Here is a 20,276-nt window from a genome sequence, read left to right on the forward strand (position 1 = left end):
ATGAAAAAGTATTGGTTAAGTTTTTTGTCATTGATCGGTCTGTGCTCGCTGTCGGTATCGTCGGCAGTGGCACAGAACGAACAGATCGAAACGGTATACGTGGTGTTCAAGACACACCTCGATGTCGGTTTTACCGATCTGAGTTCGAAAGTTACCGAACGCTACGTTCGGGAATTCATCCCGCGGGCCGTTGAACTCTCCGAGCGGCTGGCCAGCGAGCAGGCTCCCGAACGGTATGTCTGGACCACTGGCTCATGGCTCGTGTGGAAGTATCTGCAAACGGCCTCCGAAGCCGATCGTGAACGACTCGAAGCGGCCATCCGTCGCGGGGATATCGTCTGGAACGGCGTCCCCTATACGGTCGAAACCGAGAGCATGAACCGCGACCTGCTGGAGACCACGCTGCTCTTGGCTCATCGGCTCGATTCGATGTACGGCAAGCACACCGTGGCCGCCAAGATGACCGATGTCCCCGGCCATACGCGCGGGGTGGTCGGCCCGCTGGCCGATGCCGGTATCCGGCTGTTGCAGGTGGGGGTCAATCCCGCTTCGCAGATACCAGCCGTACCGCCCATCTGCCGCTGGCGCGACTCGCAGGGCAAGGAGATCATGCTTATGTACCAGCAGAGCTATGGCAGTGAAGATGTGCTGCCCGACGGTCACACCGTCGTGTCGGTAAACTTCACGGGCGACAACCACGGTCCCCACTCCTACGAGCATGTCAAGGCGATTTACGACGGTTTGCGGAAACGCTACCCCAAAGCCCGGTTGGTCCCGGCATCGTTCAACGAGATTGCCGAAAAACTGGAGAGCGTTCGGGAATCGCTGCCGGTGGTGACCTCCGAAATCGGTGATACCTGGATCTACGGCTACGGCAGCGCACCGATCCGCATGGCCAAGTTCCGTGCGCTGATGCGCCTTTACAGCCGTTGGCTCGCCGAAGGACGAATCGACCGTAACAGCGATGCCGCGCTGAATTTTGCGGCCGAATTGGGGCTGATTGCCGAACATACGCAGGGGATGGACATCAAAACTCACCTGGCCAACTGGGACAAGTACGATGTGGATATTTTCCAGGCGTCGCGTTCGACCGAACCGTTCCAAAAGGTGGAACGTTCGTGGGCCGAAATCGATGCTTACCTCTACGATGCTGTGGATTACCTTCCCGCTGATTTGCGTGACGAAGCGTTGGAGGCGATGCGCGAGGTGGAACGCCTTACGCTGCCCGAGTTCTCGGCCAAAGCCAAGATAGCCGATCCGTTGCGGGATACGGCATCCTTCACCCGTCTGTTGTTCGGAAAGAAAGACGGACTGGCTATTAAAGGTGTCTATTATCGGGCTTATGACCAGGGCGATTACGATCGTTACCTGAAGAATTACTTGCGTTCGCACGATAGCTGGGCCTACGACGATCTGGGCAAAACGGGATTGAAAGATTCCAAGGCTCAGGCTGCCACGGTTGCTGCCCGGGTGGTACGTTCCCAAAGCGGAAAACAGGATGGGATGCGTGTGTCGAGTTACGAGCTGGCCTTCCCCGAAGTCCCCGAAATCGACCGTCGGGTCTATCCCCGGCGCCTCTGTCTGGTGTGCCGCGAGGCTGCAAACGGCCGTGAGGCTGAGCTGGAACTGACCGTACAGGGCAAACCCGCCGTGCGTCTGCCCGAATCCTACTGGATCGGTTTCTCGGCGGCCGACGTGGTCGATTACGTGGCCGAAAAGACCGGCGAACGGGTCGATCTGCTGGATGTCGTGGAGCGCGGGAACCGCCGGATGCACGGTATCGACCGCTATGTCGATGTGGTGACTTCGCGGGGAACGCTGCGCATCTGGAGCGATACGGCGCCGCTGGTCGAAGTGGGCGAACCGTGCGGCATCGGTTACGCTGAGTCCTATCCCGACCCGCAGGGCGGTCTCTATTTCAATCTCTGCAACAACCTGTGGGGAACCAACTTTACGATGTGGAACGAAGGCTCACTGACCTATCGCTTCCGGTTGGAGTGGATCCCCGCGGATAAATAATAAGGAGCCCGCGCCCGGTATCGTTGTTGCGATGCCCCGTGGGGCGTGGGATGGATTGTAAAACAAAGAGTCAGGAATCCAATGTTGGATCCTGACTCTTTGTTGTTCCTGTCGGATCGCCAGCGGCAGAATGCGGCGTCCGTCAACCACCGTACGGGCCGGCTGGGCGGCGGTGCGACAGGAGTGGGGGCGGGAGAGGCGAGTGGGGGTGAGCAGTGGTTGCGCCGAGGGGCAACCGGGACGTTTTCATGCCTTTCTACGTTAATAATTTGTCATCCTTGTTCAGTCCCCCTCACGCTCTTCCGGTAGTGTGTGGGCTATTCGTAGCGGGCGGCGTGTGTCGCACGGGCAGTCTGAGCTGCACGGGGCGCACGGTGCGGTCGCCCGGTTCGTACGGCCTCTTTGCCCGGATGGGGCTGGGCCGGGTAGCCCATCAGTTCGAATTTGGCGGCTGCGTTCAGGAAGTGGGCCGTGATCCAGAATACGGTCCAGCTCTCGGAGTAGCCGCCGCGCAGTTTATGGACGTTCGACATGTCGCCGTGCTGGGCGAAGTTGGTCTGCTGGAGCTGCTCTCCCTGTGAACCGAACGGGTCGGTCAGTTGGATGCAGCTGCGGAACATCACTTCGGCCAGCCGTTGCAGGCTGCGGTTTTTCAGAATCTGTCCCATGCGGTAGACCTCCGGCGCGAACAGCACGCCGTAGATGTCGATGTGCTGGTTCTGGGGCGAGACGACCGTCCAGCCGGTGGTCTTGAAGTGGTGGTCGGCCATGCGTCCGGCCGGCAGCGGGATGTCCCAAACCACCACGTAGCTCAGGCAGACGTCCATGGCATGTTTGGCCCACTCCAGGTAACGCGCCTCACCGAAACGCTCATAGAGTTCCAAAAAGGCCTGGAAAGCGGCCCATGCACCCTCTTTGTCTTCGCATGTGGCGTCGAGGGTGCCGCCCCAGTACGAGGCGTTCGCAAGGTGGCGCGAGGCGAAGAGCTCGCCCGCGCGGATGGCTGCCTTTTCGTAGGTGGTGTTGCGGAACAGCTCGGAGGCGATGGCCAGCGGTGCGATGAAGAAGGCTTCGGCCGTCGAACGCGGATTCCAGTCAGCGGCCAGAATGCGGGCCGAGACGCTGTCGCACACTTTCTGCAGGAACGTTTCCCACTTGCGGGTGTCGTACCGTTTGTCGCCGCGGGCCTGTTCGATGGCCCGTGCGAAGTTGTACATGGCCTGGCCGCACGACACCGGGTCGCCGCCGTACCAGCGTTGTTCGGCAGTCTGGTAGCCGACGGCGAAGAGGCCGCCGCCGATCATCGGCGACTGGGTGAGGAAGTCGAGCGAACGTTGCACCTGATCGACGATCCGGGGATCGTTGCCGAGTCGTCCTTCGAGCACCTGGAGCGCAAAGCCAGGTGAATCGGCCTGACCGCACCACCCCATGACAATGTCACGGCGCATCGACGAGTCGTACATGTTATAGCCCGGAGCCGCGCCTTCCATCCAGCGCGACTGGGCGAATTTGTATTTGGTCCGGAGGATTTCGTCGAACGAGGGGAAGCGGTCGGCATCGAACGGCTTGTGGAGGTCGATCGAGTGGTAGAGCGGGCGTTGGAAACCGGTGCCGGGGCGGTCGATCGGGTAGAGTTCGACGAAAAACTCTTTTTCGATCACGCGGCCCGGTTCGAGGTTCAGATAGGTGTCGGTGTAGGTCATCGGCGAGAACTGGAGGGCCTTGGCCACCGAGTGGCGACCGTTATAGCCGATGGGGCCGGAGAGCAGTACGAATTCCGATTGTGAACCGCGGTTTTCGACCCCCATCGACCACCACTGGTCGTTGAGCACGGCGCCGCGCACGGGCGAAGGGGTGGTGTGAACCGCTGCGGCATAGTGTCCCGAGGCTGATTCCAGCATGGCGAAGGGTTGCGGGTAGCGATGGTCTTCGAAGATGGCGAAATCGCCTTCATTCCCCCCGTAAACGGGGATAATGTTCGGATTGACCTGCGCTCCGTTCGGGTTGCCGTAGTAGAGTATGCCGGGCAGCAGTGGCATCAGGTGTTCGCCCTCCATGGCCAGGCGCACCGAGAGGGTGGCGCGGCGAAGGGTGTCGGGACCGTTCCACTGGTAGCGGCGGATGCACTGGGTCAGGCCGTTGGGCAGCTCGCGGTAGGCGTCGCGCAGGAACATCTCGCCGTTGTGGATGCGCACCGTGGCGGTGAGGATGGTCCACTCGCCGGACTGGGTGCGGCTCGTCGGGGTGGCGTGGACCCACTGGGCCGGCCAGTCGTTTTCCCAGGCCGTGGCGATCGACCACAACCCTTCGGCCGGGGCCGAGAGCAGCGTACGGCCGTCTAATTTCCATGCGGGGCCTCCCGCTTCGATGGTGAACTGCGTCTGGGCGCGGAGGGTGCCGCCCAACAGGCACAGCAGCGCTATAATCAGGTGTCTCATGGGGTTTAGTTCTTGGGTTCGGACAGGTAGAATTCAAAATCGGCATTGCGGTCGCAACGAAGCGTGTCGTCGATGACCTGCAGCTCGGCTACCTGGATCGAGCTGCGGCGTTCGCTGAAGGGGAGGATGCGGGTCACGGGGTCGGGATGCTCCTCGGTGTGAGCCGTGCGCCCGGGGTGGGTGAAGTAGATGACGTAGGCCCGGTCGCCGCTGACGACCACATCGCCGTGGGCTCCCTGCGGGGTGTCGTCGCGACGGGTGCCGGGCGTGTCGAGGATCAGTCCCTGCGGCGCCCAATGCTCCAGGTCGTCGGAGCAGTAGACCTGCATCCCGCGCCACTGGTCGGTCAGCATCCAGTACCGCTCTTTCCACCGGAAGGCTTTGGCTCCTTCGTGGCCGCGGCCGCCGATGGCCGGTTCGTCGTTGTACTCCCAGCGGTAGAGGTCGCGGCTCGTGGCCTTCATGGTCACGGCTCCGCGATCTTCATCCTTGTACCACATGCACCAGGTGCCGTCCGGAGTTTTGAGCAGCGTGGGGTCGATCACGCGTTCCGAAGAGAGCTGCGGTGCCCCTTCGTAGGTCCAGTTCCAGAGGTCTTCGCTCGTGAAGTGGACGATCCGCGCATGACCGCCCCAGTTGGTGCGCACGCCGCGGATATAGGCGACGAAGAGGTGGTATTTACCGTTCTCCCACACGATGTCGGGGGCCCAGAAGGTGTTGTGGCCGGGGTCGATCTGCAGGTCGAGCGTCCCGCGGTAGACCCACGTCTGGCCGTTGTCGTCGGATGAGGCGATGCCGATGGCCGTGCCGTAGCAGTAGGCCACGTTCTCGGCCTCGGTGTTGGCGCGACGCTGGGTGTAGAGCATCCACCAGCACTTTTCGGCACGGTTCCAAACCAGCGCCGGGTCGGCCGCACCGTCCGTAACGGGGTCGCGGTACATGGGCGCGGGGGCTTTCTGCGCGGACGACAAGGGGAGGCTGCCCGTCAGCAGGAACAGGCCGACGGACAGGTATTGAATGAGTTTCATGTTACGGATGTGCTATTTGGTCAGGAAGTAGTCCAGCCCCAGTTGTGTGTTCCGGAGGGCGGTGAAGCGGATCTCTAGGGCGTTCTCCTTCGGTTCGAAGCTGCCCAGGTCGATGACCGGCATGGCGGCATGTTCGGAGTTGAGGTTGAGCGTACGGACGAGTTCGCCGTTGACGCGGATCTCGACTTCGGAACTCGAGGAGTTCGTTACGACGCACATCTTCAGCGGTGTTTCGGCGAAAAGCTCGGTCAGACGGACGGTCACCGAACCGCCGGCCGGCAAATTGAATCCCTTGAGGCGTCCGCCGCTACGGTCGCCCCATACGTCGATCGCGTCGGTTTCAACGGCTCCGTCAGCGAGGGTGTAGGTGGAGAGGTTTTCGGCCTCGATGGCTCCGTCCACCGAATAGCCCTGCTCCTTGGCGGCGGCGTTGAGCTGTTCCAGCGCGCTGAGGGTCATGGGCGGTTGCGAGGCGTACTGGCGCAGCTCTTCGGCATTGTCGGTGGCATCACCGTCGGCATACCAGAAGGCGTTCACGGCGTAGAGCATGTGGAACCAGTTGTAGCGCATCGAACCGGACGATTCGATGTCGAAACGCAGATGTTCGGCGAACGGGATGGCGTCGAGCGAACGGGTCCGGGTGCAGGTGTTGTAGCCCTTGGAGTTGGGGTCTGCCACGCGGACGTTGGCCAGGAAGGGAACCGAGAACTGGTCGGCCGAGGTGGGAACCACGCCACCGGCCCAGCCGTAGTAGTCTTCGGTGCCGGTGCCGAAGAGCGAGGGGAAACTTTCGTTATCGACCCAAACCTTTTCATCCCCTTCGCCCCACCATCCTTCGGCGGGGTTCAGGACGGTGAACTGGTCGCCCACATAGACGCCGCGGCCCTGTACCTCGACCATGTTGTAGTCGAAGAGCGGGAAACCGGGGGTCGGGTCGCCGCTCTTCCAACGGCTGTGGAAGTACATCGACTCCGAAGTCCATTCATACGGGACGGTTTTGTAGGCAAATTCGATCTGTACGGTGGTGTCGGAGAGGTTTTCGAACGTAGCCGAGGCGCTCTCGCGGTAGGGCATCATCCAGCGGCAGCGCAGGGTGCCGTCTTCCGCAGCGGAACGCTCCCAGGTGGAGTAGGGGCGAATACCCACTCCGACGCTGAAGAAGTCGCCGATGGGCGACCAGACGGTCTGGCGGCCGTCGAAGGTCAGCGAGAGGATGGTCTGCCGCAACTGATTGCCGTCGCCGACGTTGAAGGTCATGTCGCTCAGGGCACGGGTGCCTTTCGGCAGGCGAACGGTGCTCTTTTCTCCCGGTGCGAGGGTCAGACGGGTCGATTTCTCCTTGCCGGCCGACGGGGTGTCGATGCCTTGTGCCAGTACGCGGTTTACGCTGTCAACCAGTGGTTTGTTCTGCTCGACGGCGGCCATGCTGAAGCTCTCGACGGGCGTACCGGCGGGGTAGCGGCGGTAGCTGATGATGTTGTAGAATACCTTTTTGTTCATCGTCACCTTACAACTCTTGGCGTAGGGGATGGGCAGGTAGAGGTTCCCGGCGCGGCGGGTCTCGGCGGCCAGCGGGGGAGCCACAAAACTCTGCCCTTTGACCAGTGCGAAGAAGTTTTCGTCGATCACAGGGGTCGTCGAACCGTCGATGTAGATCCGGACGTTGGCTCCGGTGGTGTCGGCCAGGCCGTAGTAGAAGCAGACGGCCCAAATTTTGGTGATGGCGCCGGGGCCGTTGTCTTCCATCAGCACCCATTCGGTTTCGCCCTGGGCGTTGGTCTCTTCGCGGATGCACCATACGCCGTCCGAGTCGGCAAACCAGCCGGGGGCGTCGGGCGATACGGAGGTACGGTTATAGCTGCTCGCCTGGTGGGCCCGGTAGTCGGGAAAGCGGGTCACGGCCTGGCGGTCGACCATCTCGCGGAGCAGAGACGAGAGGGTAACGCTTTGGCTGAATGCCTGAAAACTCAGGGTGAGGGCGGTGAGGGTCAGTAGTAGGCGTCGCATGATATTCAGAGGTGTTAGTCTTCGTTTGGCAGGATTCTCGGAAACGGGTTGCGGTCAGGTGTGATTCGCGGTTGCAGTGCCGGCGGTCTGTCTTTTGGGCGGTCCGTCCATGGTCGTGAGACCCGTTGCTGGGTCGCTCCGGCGTAATTGTCTCCTGTTTCTGTCCGAACTTGCGGTCGGATTTGTGGAGTAATCTCCTGAACAAATGTGCGTTGCGGTTCTGTTTTCGGGATGGGCTTTTTGTATGTGTCCACAAGTTAACGGGGCAAAATTAATCATTGTTTTTATTTTTGGAACTCTGTTTCAAAAATAAAATTTCTCGAAAACATCTTACGTTGTGGTGGGGTGGAACCGAAGCAACGTATGGCAAGTGAATTCGCTCGTCGAACAGCCGGAATAACGACCGAAAGTTGAGTCGGACGGTTTGACCGGGTGTGGCGGGAATCCCTGTCTCGGGATTACTCTTCCGGAATCACTTTTTCGGAATCCTGAATGATTGATTTCCTTGTGCAGAATCTCCGGTTAAGGGATTCTGCACAAGGAAAATCGTGGGGTTACTTGATCTCTTTATTGAAGATGGCTTTCAGTTTTTCGGCGTCGAATTTCGGGGTGCGGTCGTAGTAGTAGAGGCCGTTCTGTTCCTGCTCGACGTCGGTCAGCTGGGTGTAGCAGAAACCGCCGATCATCGGGGCCATGCCGATCACTACATCGACCAGCGATTCGATCTTCCGGTAGAAGTCGTCGGCCGACGATGCTCCGCCGTAGCCCCATCCGCCGCTGCCGCTCCGCTCGCTGTAGGAGACGCCGCCGAACTCGTCGAACAGGTAGGGAATGTCACCGGAGTAGGTCAGCCAACGGGTCGCGTTGTTGTCTACCGGGAAGTTGGAGCCGGTGTTGTACAGCACGCGCGGCTCAATCTCGAAACGGTGGCCCTGGAACAGCTTGCCGTCGTTCCAGAGCTCCTTGCGCAGTGCTTCGGGATCCTGGTGGTAGAGGTGGCACGAGAAGATGTCGGTCTTGTAGTGTGCTCCGCCCGAGGTGGTCAGCACCGGACGCGTGGGGTCGTAATCCTTGGTGGTGTTGTAGAGCACCTCGGAGAAGTGCGGGAAGTTGGTCCGGTCGACATTGTTCTGCTCGTTGAGCGGCACCCACATGATGATCGACGGGTGGTTGCGGTCGCGTTTGACCACTTCGCACCACTCGGGCAGGAAAATCGAGGTGGCGATGGGGAGGTTGTAGTCCAGACCCCAGCTGTTCATCTCGCCGCAGGTCAGGTAGCCCAGACGGTCGGCCCAATAGTGGAAACGTTCTTCAAACACTTTTTGGTGCAGGCGGGCGCCGTTGAAACCGACCGCCTTGGCCAGCAGAATATCGTTGCGCAGGGCCGAGTCCGACGGGGCGGTCCACTGGCTCTCGGGGTAGTAGCCCTGGTCCAGCACCATCCGCAGGTAGATCGGCTGGTTGTTCAGATAGAGTCGGTTGCCTTCGGCGTGGATCTTGCGCATCCCGACGTACGAACGGACGCGGTCGATCACCTGTCCCTCGGCGTCCGACACTTCATAGACCAGGTCGTAGAGGTGGGGCGAGTCGGGCGACCAGAGCTTTTGGTTCTTGACCGGCAGGACGAGCGGCGCGCCGGCCGAGGCGTCGCTCTCGACCGAGGCGACCTTCCGGTCGCCGTCCAGCAGCGTGGCACGCAGACGGGTTCCGCCCGTGGCGTAGAACTCGGGACGGATGATGATCTGCGCATTGTCGATGTCGGTATTTACCTGTGCCGAGCGAAGTGCCTTGGGGTGGACGGCTTCGAGCCATACGGTCTGCCAGATACCCGTGGTGCGGGTGTAGTTGCAGACGTGCGAGGCGTAGCGGGTGGATTGTTTCCCGGCTGGTTGCAGCTGGTGGCGCAGGTCGCTGCGGACATAGACTACCAGCGATTGTGCCGTATCGGGTTTGGCCCACGGGGTCAGGTCGACGCTGAAGGAGGACGAGCCGCCGAAGTGGCGCGTGATGAACTGACCGTCCAGATAGATGTCGGCCTGATAGTAGACGGCGCCGAAGTTCAGCAGAATCTTCTTGCCGCTCCACGCTTTGGGCACGGTGATCGAACGTTGGTACCAGAGGTGTTCGATGAAATCTTTGTGTTCGACACCGGAGAGGCGGCTCTCCGGGGCGAAGGGAACCAGAATCGTACTGTCGAAGCCCTGGGATTGCGGGAAACCGCGTTCGAGACCCGTGCCGGCCGGGTCGAGGGTGTAGCTCCACGGGCCGTTCAGGTTGATCCACTCGTTGCGTTCGAACTGTGGCCGCGGGTATTCCGGGCGCGGGGTCTGGGCGCGCAGCGCAGGGGCCAGCAGCACCAGAGATAGAAGCAAAAGAATGCGTTTCATTGGGTTTGATTGTAAGGGTGGATGTTGGAATGGATTAGTCTGCCTGCGGGAAGGCTGAGATGCGCAGTCGGGCCGCGCCCATTGGTACCAGGGTGATCGGGTCGCGCTGTTCGGCGCGGGGTGCCTCAGGCGAGGGGAGTACCTGACAGGTGCCGGTCTCGTCCAGCCCCCACGAGGGAATCAGACGGCCCGTAGCCTCGAAACGCAGCGGCACGTTTTCCAGCGTGAAGGGGTTGGCTCCCTCTTTCCACGCGCTGCGAACGACGGTGATCGGGGCTTCGTCGACCAGGGCGTAGTTCCACGGGGTCGTGGGGTGGATTTCGTAGGATTTCCATTGCGAGGCATCGACCCCCTCCTGCCATTGCGAATCCCAGATGGCTGTGGCGCGGCTGTCGGTGGTGTCGTAGCGTTCGCCGATCTCGAGCGACAGGGTCAGCGGACCGTAATCGACGCTCACGGAGTTTTGATTGACCGCCCAGTAGCGTTTCGAGACGGTCATCGGCAGGCGCAGCGTCACCGAGTCGCCGTCGTTCCACGTGCGTTCGATCTTCAGGAAGTTCCCCTCGCGGATGTGCCCCACGGAACGGCCGTTCACTTCGGCCTCCGGAGCGTCGCACCACGCGGGCAGACGCAGGTAGAGCGGGAAGGTGACGGCTTGGTCGGTCTGTACGGTCAGCCCGATGGTTTCGTCGAACGGGTAGTGGGTGCGTTCGGTCAGCAGGATCTCCTGACCGTCGGCTACGCGGGCCCGGATGTCGGCCGAGTTGTAGAGCATCAGGCAGAGACCACCGTCGAGGGTCGCCATCCCCAGAAAATCATTGTAATAGGTCCACGCCAGACCGTGGTTGTGCTGGCAGCAGCGGCTGCTGAAGGGGTTCATCGCCAGGAACGGACCCTGATTCTGCAGGCTGGGGGAGTGGTTCTTCGAGTCGCTCACCACGTGGTTCGGGCAGGTGAGGTAACGCAGCGAACGCATGTCGGGCATCATGGCGGCGGGCATGGAGTTGAAGGCGATGTCTTCGCAGTTGGCGGCCCAGTAGGGATCGCCGCTGATGAGCATCATGATCTGGTCCGTGGCCATCTGTTCGGCGAAACCGCAGGTCTCGGTACCCTGTCGCGGGTCGATGTAGCCCATGCGGGCGTTCTCGTCGGCGCCGAACATCCCGCCCGGAACCTGACCGAACGTGCGGCGGATCAGCTCCTGTGCGTTATAGGTGGCGCGGAGCATCGCGCTGTCGCGGCTGAACAGATACCACGTGGCCGGTTCGCGGACGCCCTGCGCGATGTTGACGTTGTGCCAGTTGGGCAGCGAGGTGGGGTTGTACCACACGTCGGTGTTGCGGTGCAGCTTCTCGCCCAGGCTCAGCAGGGTCGTGTCGCCCGTGCGGTTGTAGAGCCACACGACGCTCCACAGGTTGTCGCCGCCGCGGCTCTTCTCCCAGTAGTCTTCCAGAAACTGCTCGTCGGGCAGCGTGTTCAGGTAGTGGCAGTAGCGGGTCATGAAATCGATCACACGCTGGTCGCCCGCGTATTCGTAGTAGTTCTGCATAATCCACAGCACGATCATGTTGGGCCATAGGTCGCGGATGCCTGCACCGCTGTAGACCGAGGGCCCGAAGTCACCGTTCTCGTGTTGCGAGGCCAGAATGGCGTCGATCCAGAAACGACTCTCGCGCAGCATGGCCGTATCGCCGGTGATGAAGGCCAGATCGCTGTAGCCGCGCAGCCAGTAGGGGACTTCTTCCCATCCCCAGGCGCCGCCTTCCTTGAGCCAGGCGTTGTCGCCCTTCTGGAGCCAGGCGCTAATTTCGCCCAGGTGGCCGTTGAGGCCGTCCTGTTGGGCGTCGAGGATGGTTTTGATCCACCCCTGCGGCTGGATCGAACCGGTCGGCAGCTTGAGCAGCGGAGCCGGTGCCAGCGGAGTGCGGTTCACGGGGTAGTTGGCCGAGGTGGCCTCGGTGGGCAGTTGATCGACGACTACGGCCTCCTGCGGAGCGCAGGAGAGGGCCAGCAGGGTGCCGAGTGCGGGTAACAGGGTTTTGGGCTTCATGTCTATTTGGTTGAGAATTGATAAATCGCCTGGTGGTTATAGTGTTCGCCGGGGCGCAGGATGCTGTTCGGGAAGGCCGGCTGGTTGGGGGCATCGGGGAAATTTTGCGTTTCGAGGGCGATGCCGCTGTACGGGGTACGCTGCTGACCATGTTTGCCGGGGCAGGCGGGGCTGATGCAGCCGCCGGAGTAGAATTGAAGACCAGGCTGGTCGGTGTAGATGGTGAGCAGAATACCATTCGAGGGTTCGTACAGCTCGGCCGCCTTTTCGACAGCTGCGGTGCCGGTTTTGTCCAGCACGAAGTTCAGGTCGTAGCCCTTGCCGTAGCGGATCAGTGATGAAGTGGTGTCGTACTCCCGTGCGCCGACGGCCGTCGGGGTGCGGAAATCGGCCGGGGTCTCTGCGACGGGCAGAATCTCGCCCGTGGGGATGAGGGTCGAGTCGGTCGGGGTGTAGCGGCTCGCGCAGACGTACAGCTGGTGGGAGTCGGTCGAACGGTCGGCGCGGCCGTGGAGGTTAAAATAGGGGTGCCACGTGAGGTTGCACGGCGTAGGACGATCGGTGGTGGCGTCGTAGCTCAGGCGCAGGGCGTTGTCGGCCGTCACGGTGTAGGTGACGCTCATGGAAAGGTTGCCGGGGTAGCCGTCTTCACCGTCGGGCGACAGGTAGTGCAGCGTCAGGGAGCTGTCGGTCGAGGCCGTAATCTCCCACACGCGGTTCCATACCCCCGCGTTGCCGCCGTGCAGGTGGTTGGGGGCGTTGTTGATCGAAAGCTGGTAGGTGGTCGAATCGAGGGTGAAGCGGCCGCGGGCGATGCGGTTGCCGAAGCGGCCCACGATCGGACCCGAATAGACGTCGTCGCTGGCGAGGTACTCACCGATGGTCGGGTAACCCCATACCACATCGGTCGGGGTGCCGTCGCGGTCGGGCACGACGAGGCTGACTACGCGTGCGCCGTAGTTGGTAATCTGGACGGCCATTCCGCGGTCGTTGCGCAGGGTGTGGAGCGACACGGGACGATTGTCGAGGGTGGTGTCGAAGGCCGATGCTTCGAGCAGCAGGGAGGTGGGGGCCGAACCGGTGGTGCAGCCGGTCAGTGCGGCTGCGAGGCCCCCCAGCAGAAGGGGTAAAAGTCTCATGGTTTGTCTGTGCGTTTTGGGAACGAGACAAATGTACTTTTACCCTTCGGCGACGGCTTTCAGAATCGTATCATTTCGTTTAGAAATCGTATCACGCCTTGTTTTTCAGGCTGTTGACGAATTCCGAGGGGGTCTGTCCGAACTGTTTGGTGAAACGGGTGGTGAAGTACGAGGGGCTGGAGAAACCGACCATGTAGGCCACTTCGGCGACGGTGTGCCGCGAGTCGGTCAGCAGCTGGGCGGCCCGTTTGAGCCGGCACAGGGTGATGAAGTCGGCGATCGACATCTCCATGTAGGCACGGGCCTTGCGGTAGAGCGTCGCGCGGCTCATGCCCAGGTGCGAGGCGACGAAATCGACGTCGAGCTCGGTGTTGTCGATGTGGTGGTCGATGAGCTCCTGGAGCCGTTCGGTGAACTCGCGTTCGGCGCGGTTCCGGTTGCCGAGACATCCGGAGATGGTCAGCGGTTTTCGGGCGAACTCTTCGTAGAGTCGGCGGCGGGTCGCGAGGATGTTGGCTAGCCGGGCGATGAGGTATTTGCCGGAGAAAGGCTTTTCGATGTAGTCGTCGGCGCCGTACTCCAGGGCCGACAGCTTCGAGGCGATCGAAACGTCGGCCGTCAGCAGGATCACGGGCAGGTGGCAGGTGGCGTCGTTCGACTTGATCCGTTTGCACAGCTCGATGCCGTCCATGCCGGGCATCATTACATCGCTCAGCACCAGATCAACCTCCTGGCTGTCGAGCGTGGCGAGTGCCTGTTCGCCGTCGGGTGCGGTGATGACGCGGTAGTGCTGGTCGAGCAGCGAGGCGATGTATTGCCGCAACTCGTCGTTATCCTCGACCACGAGCACTGTGGAACGTCCGGCTGCGGAGAGTTCTGCCTGAAGGGGTTCGGCCGGCGAGGCTGTGGCGGGTGTCGGCTCGTCTGCCGGAACCTGCAACGGGATGGTCAGCTGGAAATGGTTCAGACCGGGTGTATCAAAAAGGAGTTCCAGTTCCCAACCGTGGACGCGGACGAGCTCACGGGCAAAGGGCAGTCCGATGCCGCTCCCGATCTGGCTCTTTTCGAGGCGCGTGAAGAGGGTGAAGATCGAACGCTCTTCGCTGGGGCGGATCAGGTGGCCGTCGTTCAGGATGGAGAGCCGTAGCTGCTGCGGGTCGCGGGTCAGCCGGATTTGGACGGTGTGGCGGGAGTATTTCAGGGCGTTCTGGAGTAGGTTGCCCACCACTTTGTGGAAAATATCGGTGTCGATCACGGCCATGATGGGCTGCTCTCCGCCCAGCTCTACGTCGGGGGTGATCCCTTTGGCGTGGAACGAGGGGGCGAAGTCGTCCACGATCTCGCCGGTCAGCCGCCGCAGGTCGGCGACCGAGGGGTTGAGCCGGTAGGCCCCCTTCTCGACGGACTGAAAGTCGAGCAGTTGGGTGCAGAGGTTCGTCAACCACTGGGTGTGGCGCATGACGATCGGCAGGTTGTGGTCGATGCGGTCGGCGGTCGGTTGTTCGGCGATCTCATCGAGCGGTGCCTTGATCAGGGTCAACGGGGTGCGGATCTCGTGGGCGATGGTCGTGAAGAAGTCGATCTTCGCTTCGTAGAGTTCCTGTTCCTGACGCACTTTCAGCTCTTGTTCGAAGCGTTCGCGTTTCTGCCGTTCGCGGTTGCGGATGAAACGGACCGCGGCCAGCACCAGACCGAGGCCGATCAGCAGGTAGAGGATTTTGGCCGTGGTGGTCAGCCACAGCGGAGGCGCGATGGTGAAGGCGACGTGGGAGATGGCCGGGGAGTAGTTGCCGTCGGGACCGACCGTACAGACTTCGAGCCGGTAGCGGCCGGGGTCGAGGTTCTGGAGTTCGATGATGTCGCGGTCGGTCCTGATCCACTCTTTCGTGTAGCCTTCGAGGCGGTAGGCATAGAAGACCTTGTCCGAGGAGAAGATGCCGGGGGTGAAAAGTCCGATCCGCAGGAAGTTCCGGTCGTAGGGCAGCGGGCGGTCGAGGGTCGTGTCCGTAAAGTTCCGGTGGAGGGTGGTGTAGTGGGTGGGGTCGTTGTAGGCGAAGCTCGAGATGACGGGTTTGGGTGCGGTGCGGTCGGAGTAGCTTTCGCGCGGGGTGAAGCGGATCATCCCGTTGAGCGAACCGAACAGAATCGCATCGGTCAGTGTGTCGCGGTAGACGGAGTTGTAGTTGAAGCGTGACCCGCACGGTTCGCCGCTCATCGGGAACAGGGTCTGGGTCCGGCTCTGCGGGTCGAACCGGATGATGCCGCCCGAGGTCGAGAGCCACAGGTGGCCGAAACGGTCTTCGACGATCGACTTGACGTCCCGTTCCAGCGAATTTTCCGAGAGCCGGTGGTATTGCGGGGTCTCGCTTGTCGGCGTGAATTCGTACAGACCGTTTTCGGTGCCTACCCAGATGTGCCGGCGGTGGTCGGCGGTGACGAAGTTGACGATTCGTGACTGGGGATCGGTCGAAAGGGTGATTTCGCTGAATCGGCTTTTGTCGGGGGTGCTGCGGTAAAGGCCGGTGTAGGTCCCGATCCATAGTTGTTCCGCAGCGTCCCGTTCCAGCGAAATGACGCCGATGCCGGACAGCAGGGTGGTGAACCGGTCGGTGGCTGGGTGGTATTGCTGTACGCCGAGGCTGGTACCCACGTACAGGGTGCCGTCCGCAGCGGTCAGAAAGTCGAGCACGAAGTTGTCGATCAGTCCGTTGCCGGTCGAGGTGTCGTAGTGGCGCACGATGCGGCCGCTGGCGGGGTCGATCACGTCGATTCCCTCTTTGAAGGTCCCCGCCCAGATGTGGCCGTCGTAATAGTGCACGCCGTGGACGTTGGTGCCGGAGAGGGGGTGGTCGGCGTTGCCCAGCGCGTAGTTGGTCATCCGGTCGCTGCGGGGGTCGTACCGGTTCAGTCCGCCGTCCTCGGTGCCGATCCAGAGCACGCCGCTGCCGTCTGCGGCCATGGTTCGTACCACGTTGCCGCGGTGGGTCTGGTTCTTCTGACTGGGGTTGAGGTATTCGTAGTCGAGGGCGTGGCGGGGCAGGTAACTGAGGCCGCGGAAATAGGTGCCGACCCACAGCCCTCCTTCGGGCGAGGTCTTGACGGAGTAGACGGCGTTGTCGTTGAGGCTGTACGAGCGGCTCCAGTCCTTTTGGATGTGGCGAAGGGTGCGCTCCGAGGCGTCGTAGAGGTAGAGACCCGATTCGCTGGCTATCCAGAACCGGCTGCCGTCGGGCTCGATGTCGCGGATGATATCGTTCGGAACCAGTGTGCGCAGGGCGCCGGTCGCGGGGTTGTAGAGCATCAGCCCCTGACGGTAGGTGCCGATCAGCCACTCGCCGGTGGGAGTCTGCTGGATGTGGTAGATGATGTCGGTGGGGATGGGCGAGTCGCAGGAGGTCTGTGCGCCGGTTCGGGGGTCGATCGAGTGGATCTGACGGCCGTTGAGGGTGAAGTAGCGGTCGGCCGAGGCGCCGATCACACGGCCGCAGTGGGGGGCCAGCAGACGCAGTGTGTCGTCGCTGTACCGGTAGAGGTTGTCGGCCACGGTCAGCAGCACGGTGTCGCCCACTCCGCGCATCGCTCCGATGGCCAGGGTGTCGAACGGGGTGGCGATCATGCGGTTGCGGTCGCAGTCGTAGCGGTGGATTTTGCCGGCGTAGAGGATCCATAGCCGGTTTTGGGCGTCGATGTGGATGTCACCTTTGAGGGTGGCGAGGCTGTCGGTGCCGCTGAGTTCGCTGATGGTGCGGTAGTTGTAGCCGTCGAACCGGAAGAGTCCGTAGGTGCCGGACGAAACCCACACCATGCCGTTGCGGTCGAGATCGATGTTGACGATGTTCGTCAGCGGGTGAGACGGGTCGTAAAAGTGCTTGAATATGAAGTCAGACGGGGCGCCCTGTGCCGGGAGGAACAGGCTGATGAGTACAATCAGAAGCTGTGCGAATCGTTTCATGTCGGACACGGGTTTCCGTTTCGGGCGGGGAAGAGCCGATGACCTTGGGGAGCGGGCGTTGTGGTGAACGGTGCGGTCAAATTCCTTGTTTCAGCGGAGCGAGGGGTGTTGGTGTGCCTCCTTTTGTGTTCCTTTCTGGCGGTAGATTTGCTTGTATCGGGCCGTTTGATGCGGAAACCGTTCGCGGGTCTGCCGTTGCTGCAATGCGTGTGATCGGCTGCAATTCCTTGTGTAAAGGTAGAAAATGGGGTGGAAATTTCGAACTTCACGTTCTATTTTGGCCTGACGAAGGCCCGGTGGTGCGGTCGTGCGAATCTGTATTTTGCCGCCCTTTCCCGGTTTGTTTGAGGAGCTTTTCAAATGGGGTGATGGAACCGGTCAGGTGAGGTGAGAGGACTGTCGTTGTATCGAGGTTCAATACATCGTACGGAGAACAGGTGACACGGAAATACAATGCAGGGTTTGAATACCGATGAACTGCAAAGGTCGGAATGTCCCGTTTTCGGTACTCTTATCGCTTGGGGTGAGCTTTCGACACACTCTTCGGGAAATCTCTTTTCTGCTTTGCTGCGGTTGGCGTCGGGAATAGCTTGAAATCCAGTGACGCATGGCGACGTATGTCGTGCGTTGCTTCGTAGCAAAAAAGGTCTTTCCACAGCGGTGGAAAGACCTTTGCATGGCATTGAATAGGGTGAATGTTAGTCTTGTTGCAGCATGAGCTGGAGCAGGTGCGATGCTGTCCATCCGAAGTTACGGGCACCGCCGGCTTCACCGGTCAACGGATTGTAATGTTCGCGCAGCTCCCCTTCGGGATCTGTGATGCCCTGGCCGTTCTGCAATACTTTTTTCAGCAGAGCGACTGCCTCGTCTCGGTATCCGTAGTTCAGCAGACCCATGTAGCCGAAATAAAACTGGTCCAACCACGTCGGGCCTCGCCAGTAACCGTTGACCGGGTCAAATTCCGGACACTCTTTCGAGGCTGTCGGCAGGGGCATGACGGTATTGAACTTGGCTTCGTCCATCATGTTGGCAACAACGGCGGCCGCCTGTTTCCTGGTTGCTACACCCGCAAACAGGGGAGTCCAGCCACACGATTCCTGACTCAGGATGAAGGAACCGTCGTCCATTCTGACGTCGTAGAAGAAACCGGTGTTTTCGTCGAAGAAGACTTCCTGAATCTGTTTCTTCAGCACCTTCATCTCCTGTTTGTACTGTTTGGCCTCATCCTTCAATCCGAGCAGCTGGGCCATCTTGAGCAGATAGCCTTTTTCCTGGTACATGTAGGCGCTCAGGTCCACCGATTCGACGTTCATCGAGTAGCAGCTGTCCGATTTTTTCAGCATCTGTGCATTGTCGTAGCGTATGGCATTGTCGGCCATCTCGCACTTTGCCGTGTTCAGCCGGTCGATGCTTGCGCCCAGTTCGCACAGACCGTTCTGGTTGATGTCCCGGTATTCGTAGCGCCATTTGTGGTATTTGACGATCTTGGGGTACATCTCTCTGATAAATGCAGTGTCGTGCGTCTGCTCGTAGATCTCCCAAACGGCCCACCCGGACAACGGCGGTTTGGTCAGTTCGGTCACGCAGGTCGATCCGGTGAAGTTTTGGGTGTCGGGAAATACACAGTCGGGTATCATCCCCTCCGGGGTCTGGTAATCATACATTGCCCGGATCGAATTTTCGGCCAGCTGCTTGTCCACATAGGCCAGTCCGGCGGCATGTTTCCAGCTGTCCCAGGACCACAGCCCGTTAAAGGTCGTCACGGAGGGCCGAACGCCTTCGTAGCGAATTCGGTTGATCGGGTCCAGATGGTTGTAGTATAGGGTCTTGATGCACTTCTCGATGATGATTTGTCGCTGTTTGCGCAACTCCGGCGTATTGCACCATGCGGGAACGGGGTATTCCTGGGCTTTCCGCAGTGCGGCTTCCATGCGTGGGGTAAGTTCCTCTTTGATCGACAAATGTGTGAGGACTTGTCCTTCTGCCGAGGCGGCCGAGATGGTAAGCAGACAACTTAACAAAAACGTTTTTGTGTGTCTGGCTGTTTGGGGCCGTGCTTTGGATTTAAATCTGATTGCCATATTGGAAAATTTTAATGGGGTGGGGGTGGCTTACTTTGTATTTGCAAATGCAGCAGGAGAGGATTCGACAAAAACAAACCGTCGTATGTCGGGCTTAAAGTTTGTTGGTTGGACTGCGACTAACAAAAATAGGAAAATAGTTTGATTTTCTACCATTGCAGATCATTAGCAAACCATAGTCTTGATGCTTAATGACTACGATGCGTTGTCGGAGAGTGGAGCAAGACGGAAAAGATGGAAATGGGAATGACCGAAAAAAGCCGTGTCGGACGGACACGGCGCTGTGTTTGAAAGTGTAATTGACGGAGAGGGAATGAATAAACGGCGCTATTCTATGCAGTGTTCCTCATTTCGGCGAACTTGAGGGCATGGCAATATGTTGGCTGCAAAGTTTTAAGCAGCGGGGGCCAAACGTTATTCGTCTATCTTGAACTTAATCTGAAAGAGTTTGTCCAGCTTGTCTATGCCTGCAGTGAATGATGGCTTGAATTTGTCTTTCCTGAAATTGTAAGCCAGGTCATTCAAATAGGAGTCGGTTGGGAAGAACGGGTCGTCCGGGTTGGAACTGGCATGAATGACGATGTTTGAGAATACGACTCTGTAACGGTTTTCGGATGCATATATCTTCACTGTCCCTGAAAATCCACTGCTGCGAGCTATATAGAGGGGGATGTTCCAGTCCGTATAACCTGCTGCCTTATAATTCGGTCGCCACTTTATTACGTGCGCAACAATAACATCACCGACCTGCCGAATGTCTTTAAGGTCCTCGGAGAGCAAAAAGTGAGTGAGGATATCGCCGGTGGATTTCGATGAATCGACAAATGTGCAATCCCATACGATACCATCGCTATTTCGCTGAAAATTGTGATTGAAATCCTGGGCATAACCCGTGAAACTTATGAGCGTCAGCAGCAGGAAAGCTAATAATTGTTTCATGATTGTCGGGGAGGGTTTTATTTAGTGCGCCCGGGTTAGGTCTCTTACCGCTTGTTTCTGCAAACATATCAATTTATCCGTTAAGTCATCGGCAGGCTCTAATGATTTAATTTTCATCGTTTGTCAGGATGCCTTTTAGATTGTATACCACAACCGGATGTTCGTCGTAATAATAATTCAAGGCGAATAAACGAGCGGAAGTCGGATCTACGGCAATCCCCAAAACATATTCAGGA

10 protein-coding genes are annotated in these 20,276 nt (G+C 59.8%); 1 reads left to right on the forward strand and 9 read right to left on the reverse strand.

From position 1 onward, the window contains the following. Positions 1 to 2,019, forward strand: coding sequence for a DUF5054 domain-containing protein (locus BQ5379_RS00230; RefSeq protein WP_071133579.1), 2,019 nt, complete (start codon positions 1 to 3; stop codon positions 2,017 to 2,019). Positions 2,020 to 2,336: 317 nt separating this feature from the next. On the opposite strand, the gene BQ5379_RS00235 is transcribed toward BQ5379_RS00230, so the two are convergent. The 9 genes from BQ5379_RS00235 to BQ5379_RS00275 all read right to left on the reverse strand — a co-directional run bounded on the left by BQ5379_RS00235 (position 2,337) and on the right by BQ5379_RS00275 (position 20,040). Beyond that, positions 2,337 to 4,457, reverse strand: a complete 2,121-nt coding sequence (locus BQ5379_RS00235; RefSeq protein ID WP_143039343.1) for a glycoside hydrolase family protein — start codon at positions 4,455 to 4,457, stop codon at positions 2,337 to 2,339. 5 nt (positions 4,458 to 4,462) lie between these two features. After that, positions 4,463 to 5,485: a glycoside hydrolase family protein gene (locus BQ5379_RS00240; RefSeq protein ID WP_071133581.1), complete on the reverse strand. Its 1,023-nt coding sequence runs from the start codon at positions 5,483 to 5,485 to the stop codon at positions 4,463 to 4,465. Between the two features lie 12 nt (positions 5,486 to 5,497). Further along, complete coding sequence (locus BQ5379_RS00245; protein WP_071133582.1) at positions 5,498 to 7,492, reverse strand: glycoside hydrolase family 172 protein; 1,995 nt, start codon at positions 7,490 to 7,492, stop codon at positions 5,498 to 5,500. 554 nt (positions 7,493 to 8,046) lie between these two features. Beyond that, the gene (locus BQ5379_RS00250; RefSeq protein WP_071133583.1) at positions 8,047 to 9,879 is read right to left on the reverse strand and encodes a glycoside hydrolase family 2 protein; all 1,833 of its coding nucleotides are present in this window, start codon (positions 9,877 to 9,879) and stop codon (positions 8,047 to 8,049) included. 34 nt (positions 9,880 to 9,913) lie between these two features. Beyond that, positions 9,914 to 11,929, reverse strand: a complete 2,016-nt coding sequence (locus BQ5379_RS00255) for a beta-L-arabinofuranosidase domain-containing protein (RefSeq protein WP_071133584.1) — start codon at positions 11,927 to 11,929, stop codon at positions 9,914 to 9,916. A gap of 2 nt (positions 11,930 to 11,931) precedes the next feature. Continuing rightward, the gene (locus BQ5379_RS00260) at positions 11,932 to 13,068 is read right to left on the reverse strand and encodes an aldose epimerase family protein (RefSeq protein WP_071133585.1); all 1,137 of its coding nucleotides are present in this window, start codon (positions 13,066 to 13,068) and stop codon (positions 11,932 to 11,934) included. A 91-nt stretch (positions 13,069 to 13,159) separates the two neighbouring features. After that, entirely contained in the window at positions 13,160 to 17,020 is a 3,861-nt protein-coding gene (locus BQ5379_RS00265) for a hybrid sensor histidine kinase/response regulator transcription factor (protein WP_071133586.1), read from the reverse strand. 698 nt (positions 17,021 to 17,718) lie between these two features. Next, positions 17,719 to 18,951: an MGH1-like glycoside hydrolase domain-containing protein gene (locus BQ5379_RS00270; protein ID WP_071133587.1), complete on the reverse strand. Its 1,233-nt coding sequence runs from the start codon at positions 18,949 to 18,951 to the stop codon at positions 17,719 to 17,721. A 564-nt stretch (positions 18,952 to 19,515) separates the two neighbouring features. Further along, entirely contained in the window at positions 19,516 to 20,040 is a 525-nt protein-coding gene (locus BQ5379_RS00275; RefSeq protein WP_071133588.1) for a hypothetical protein, read from the reverse strand. Positions 20,041 to 20,276 lie beyond the last annotated feature (236 nt).

The sequence above is a fragment of the Millionella massiliensis genome, from assembly GCF_900104655.1.
GTDB lineage: Bacteria > Bacteroidota > Bacteroidia > Bacteroidales > Rikenellaceae > Rikenella > Rikenella massiliensis.

What these genes read in the sequence shown, in the direction of transcription:
- BQ5379_RS00260 (WP_071133585.1), bottom strand. Translation starts at nt 13,068, where the DNA reads ATGAGACTTTTACCCCTTCTGCTGGGGGGCCTCGCAGCCGCACTGACC.
- BQ5379_RS00245 (WP_071133582.1), bottom strand. Translation starts at nt 7,492, where the DNA reads ATGCGACGCCTACTACTGACCCTCACCGCCCTCACCCTGAGTTTTCAG.
- BQ5379_RS00270 (WP_071133587.1), bottom strand. Translation starts at nt 18,951, where the DNA reads ATGGAAGCCGCACTGCGGAAAGCCCAGGAATACCCCGTTCCCGCATGG.
- BQ5379_RS00265 (WP_071133586.1), bottom strand. Translation starts at nt 17,020, where the DNA reads ATGAAACGATTCGCACAGCTTCTGATTGTACTCATCAGCCTGTTCCTC.
- BQ5379_RS00250 (WP_071133583.1), bottom strand. Translation starts at nt 9,879, where the DNA reads ATGAAACGCATTCTTTTGCTTCTATCTCTGGTGCTGCTGGCCCCTGCG.
- BQ5379_RS00230 (WP_071133579.1), top strand. Translation starts at nt 1, where the DNA reads ATGAAAAAGTATTGGTTAAGTTTTTTGTCATTGATCGGTCTGTGCTCG.
- BQ5379_RS00275 (WP_071133588.1), bottom strand. Translation starts at nt 20,040, where the DNA reads ATGAAACAATTATTAGCTTTCCTGCTGCTGACGCTCATAAGTTTCACG.
- BQ5379_RS00235 (WP_143039343.1), bottom strand. Translation starts at nt 4,457, where the DNA reads ATGAGACACCTGATTATAGCGCTGCTGTGCCTGTTGGGCGGCACCCTC.
- BQ5379_RS00240 (WP_071133581.1), bottom strand. Translation starts at nt 5,485, where the DNA reads ATGAAACTCATTCAATACCTGTCCGTCGGCCTGTTCCTGCTGACGGGC.
- BQ5379_RS00255 (WP_071133584.1), bottom strand. Translation starts at nt 11,929, where the DNA reads ATGAAGCCCAAAACCCTGTTACCCGCACTCGGCACCCTGCTGGCCCTC.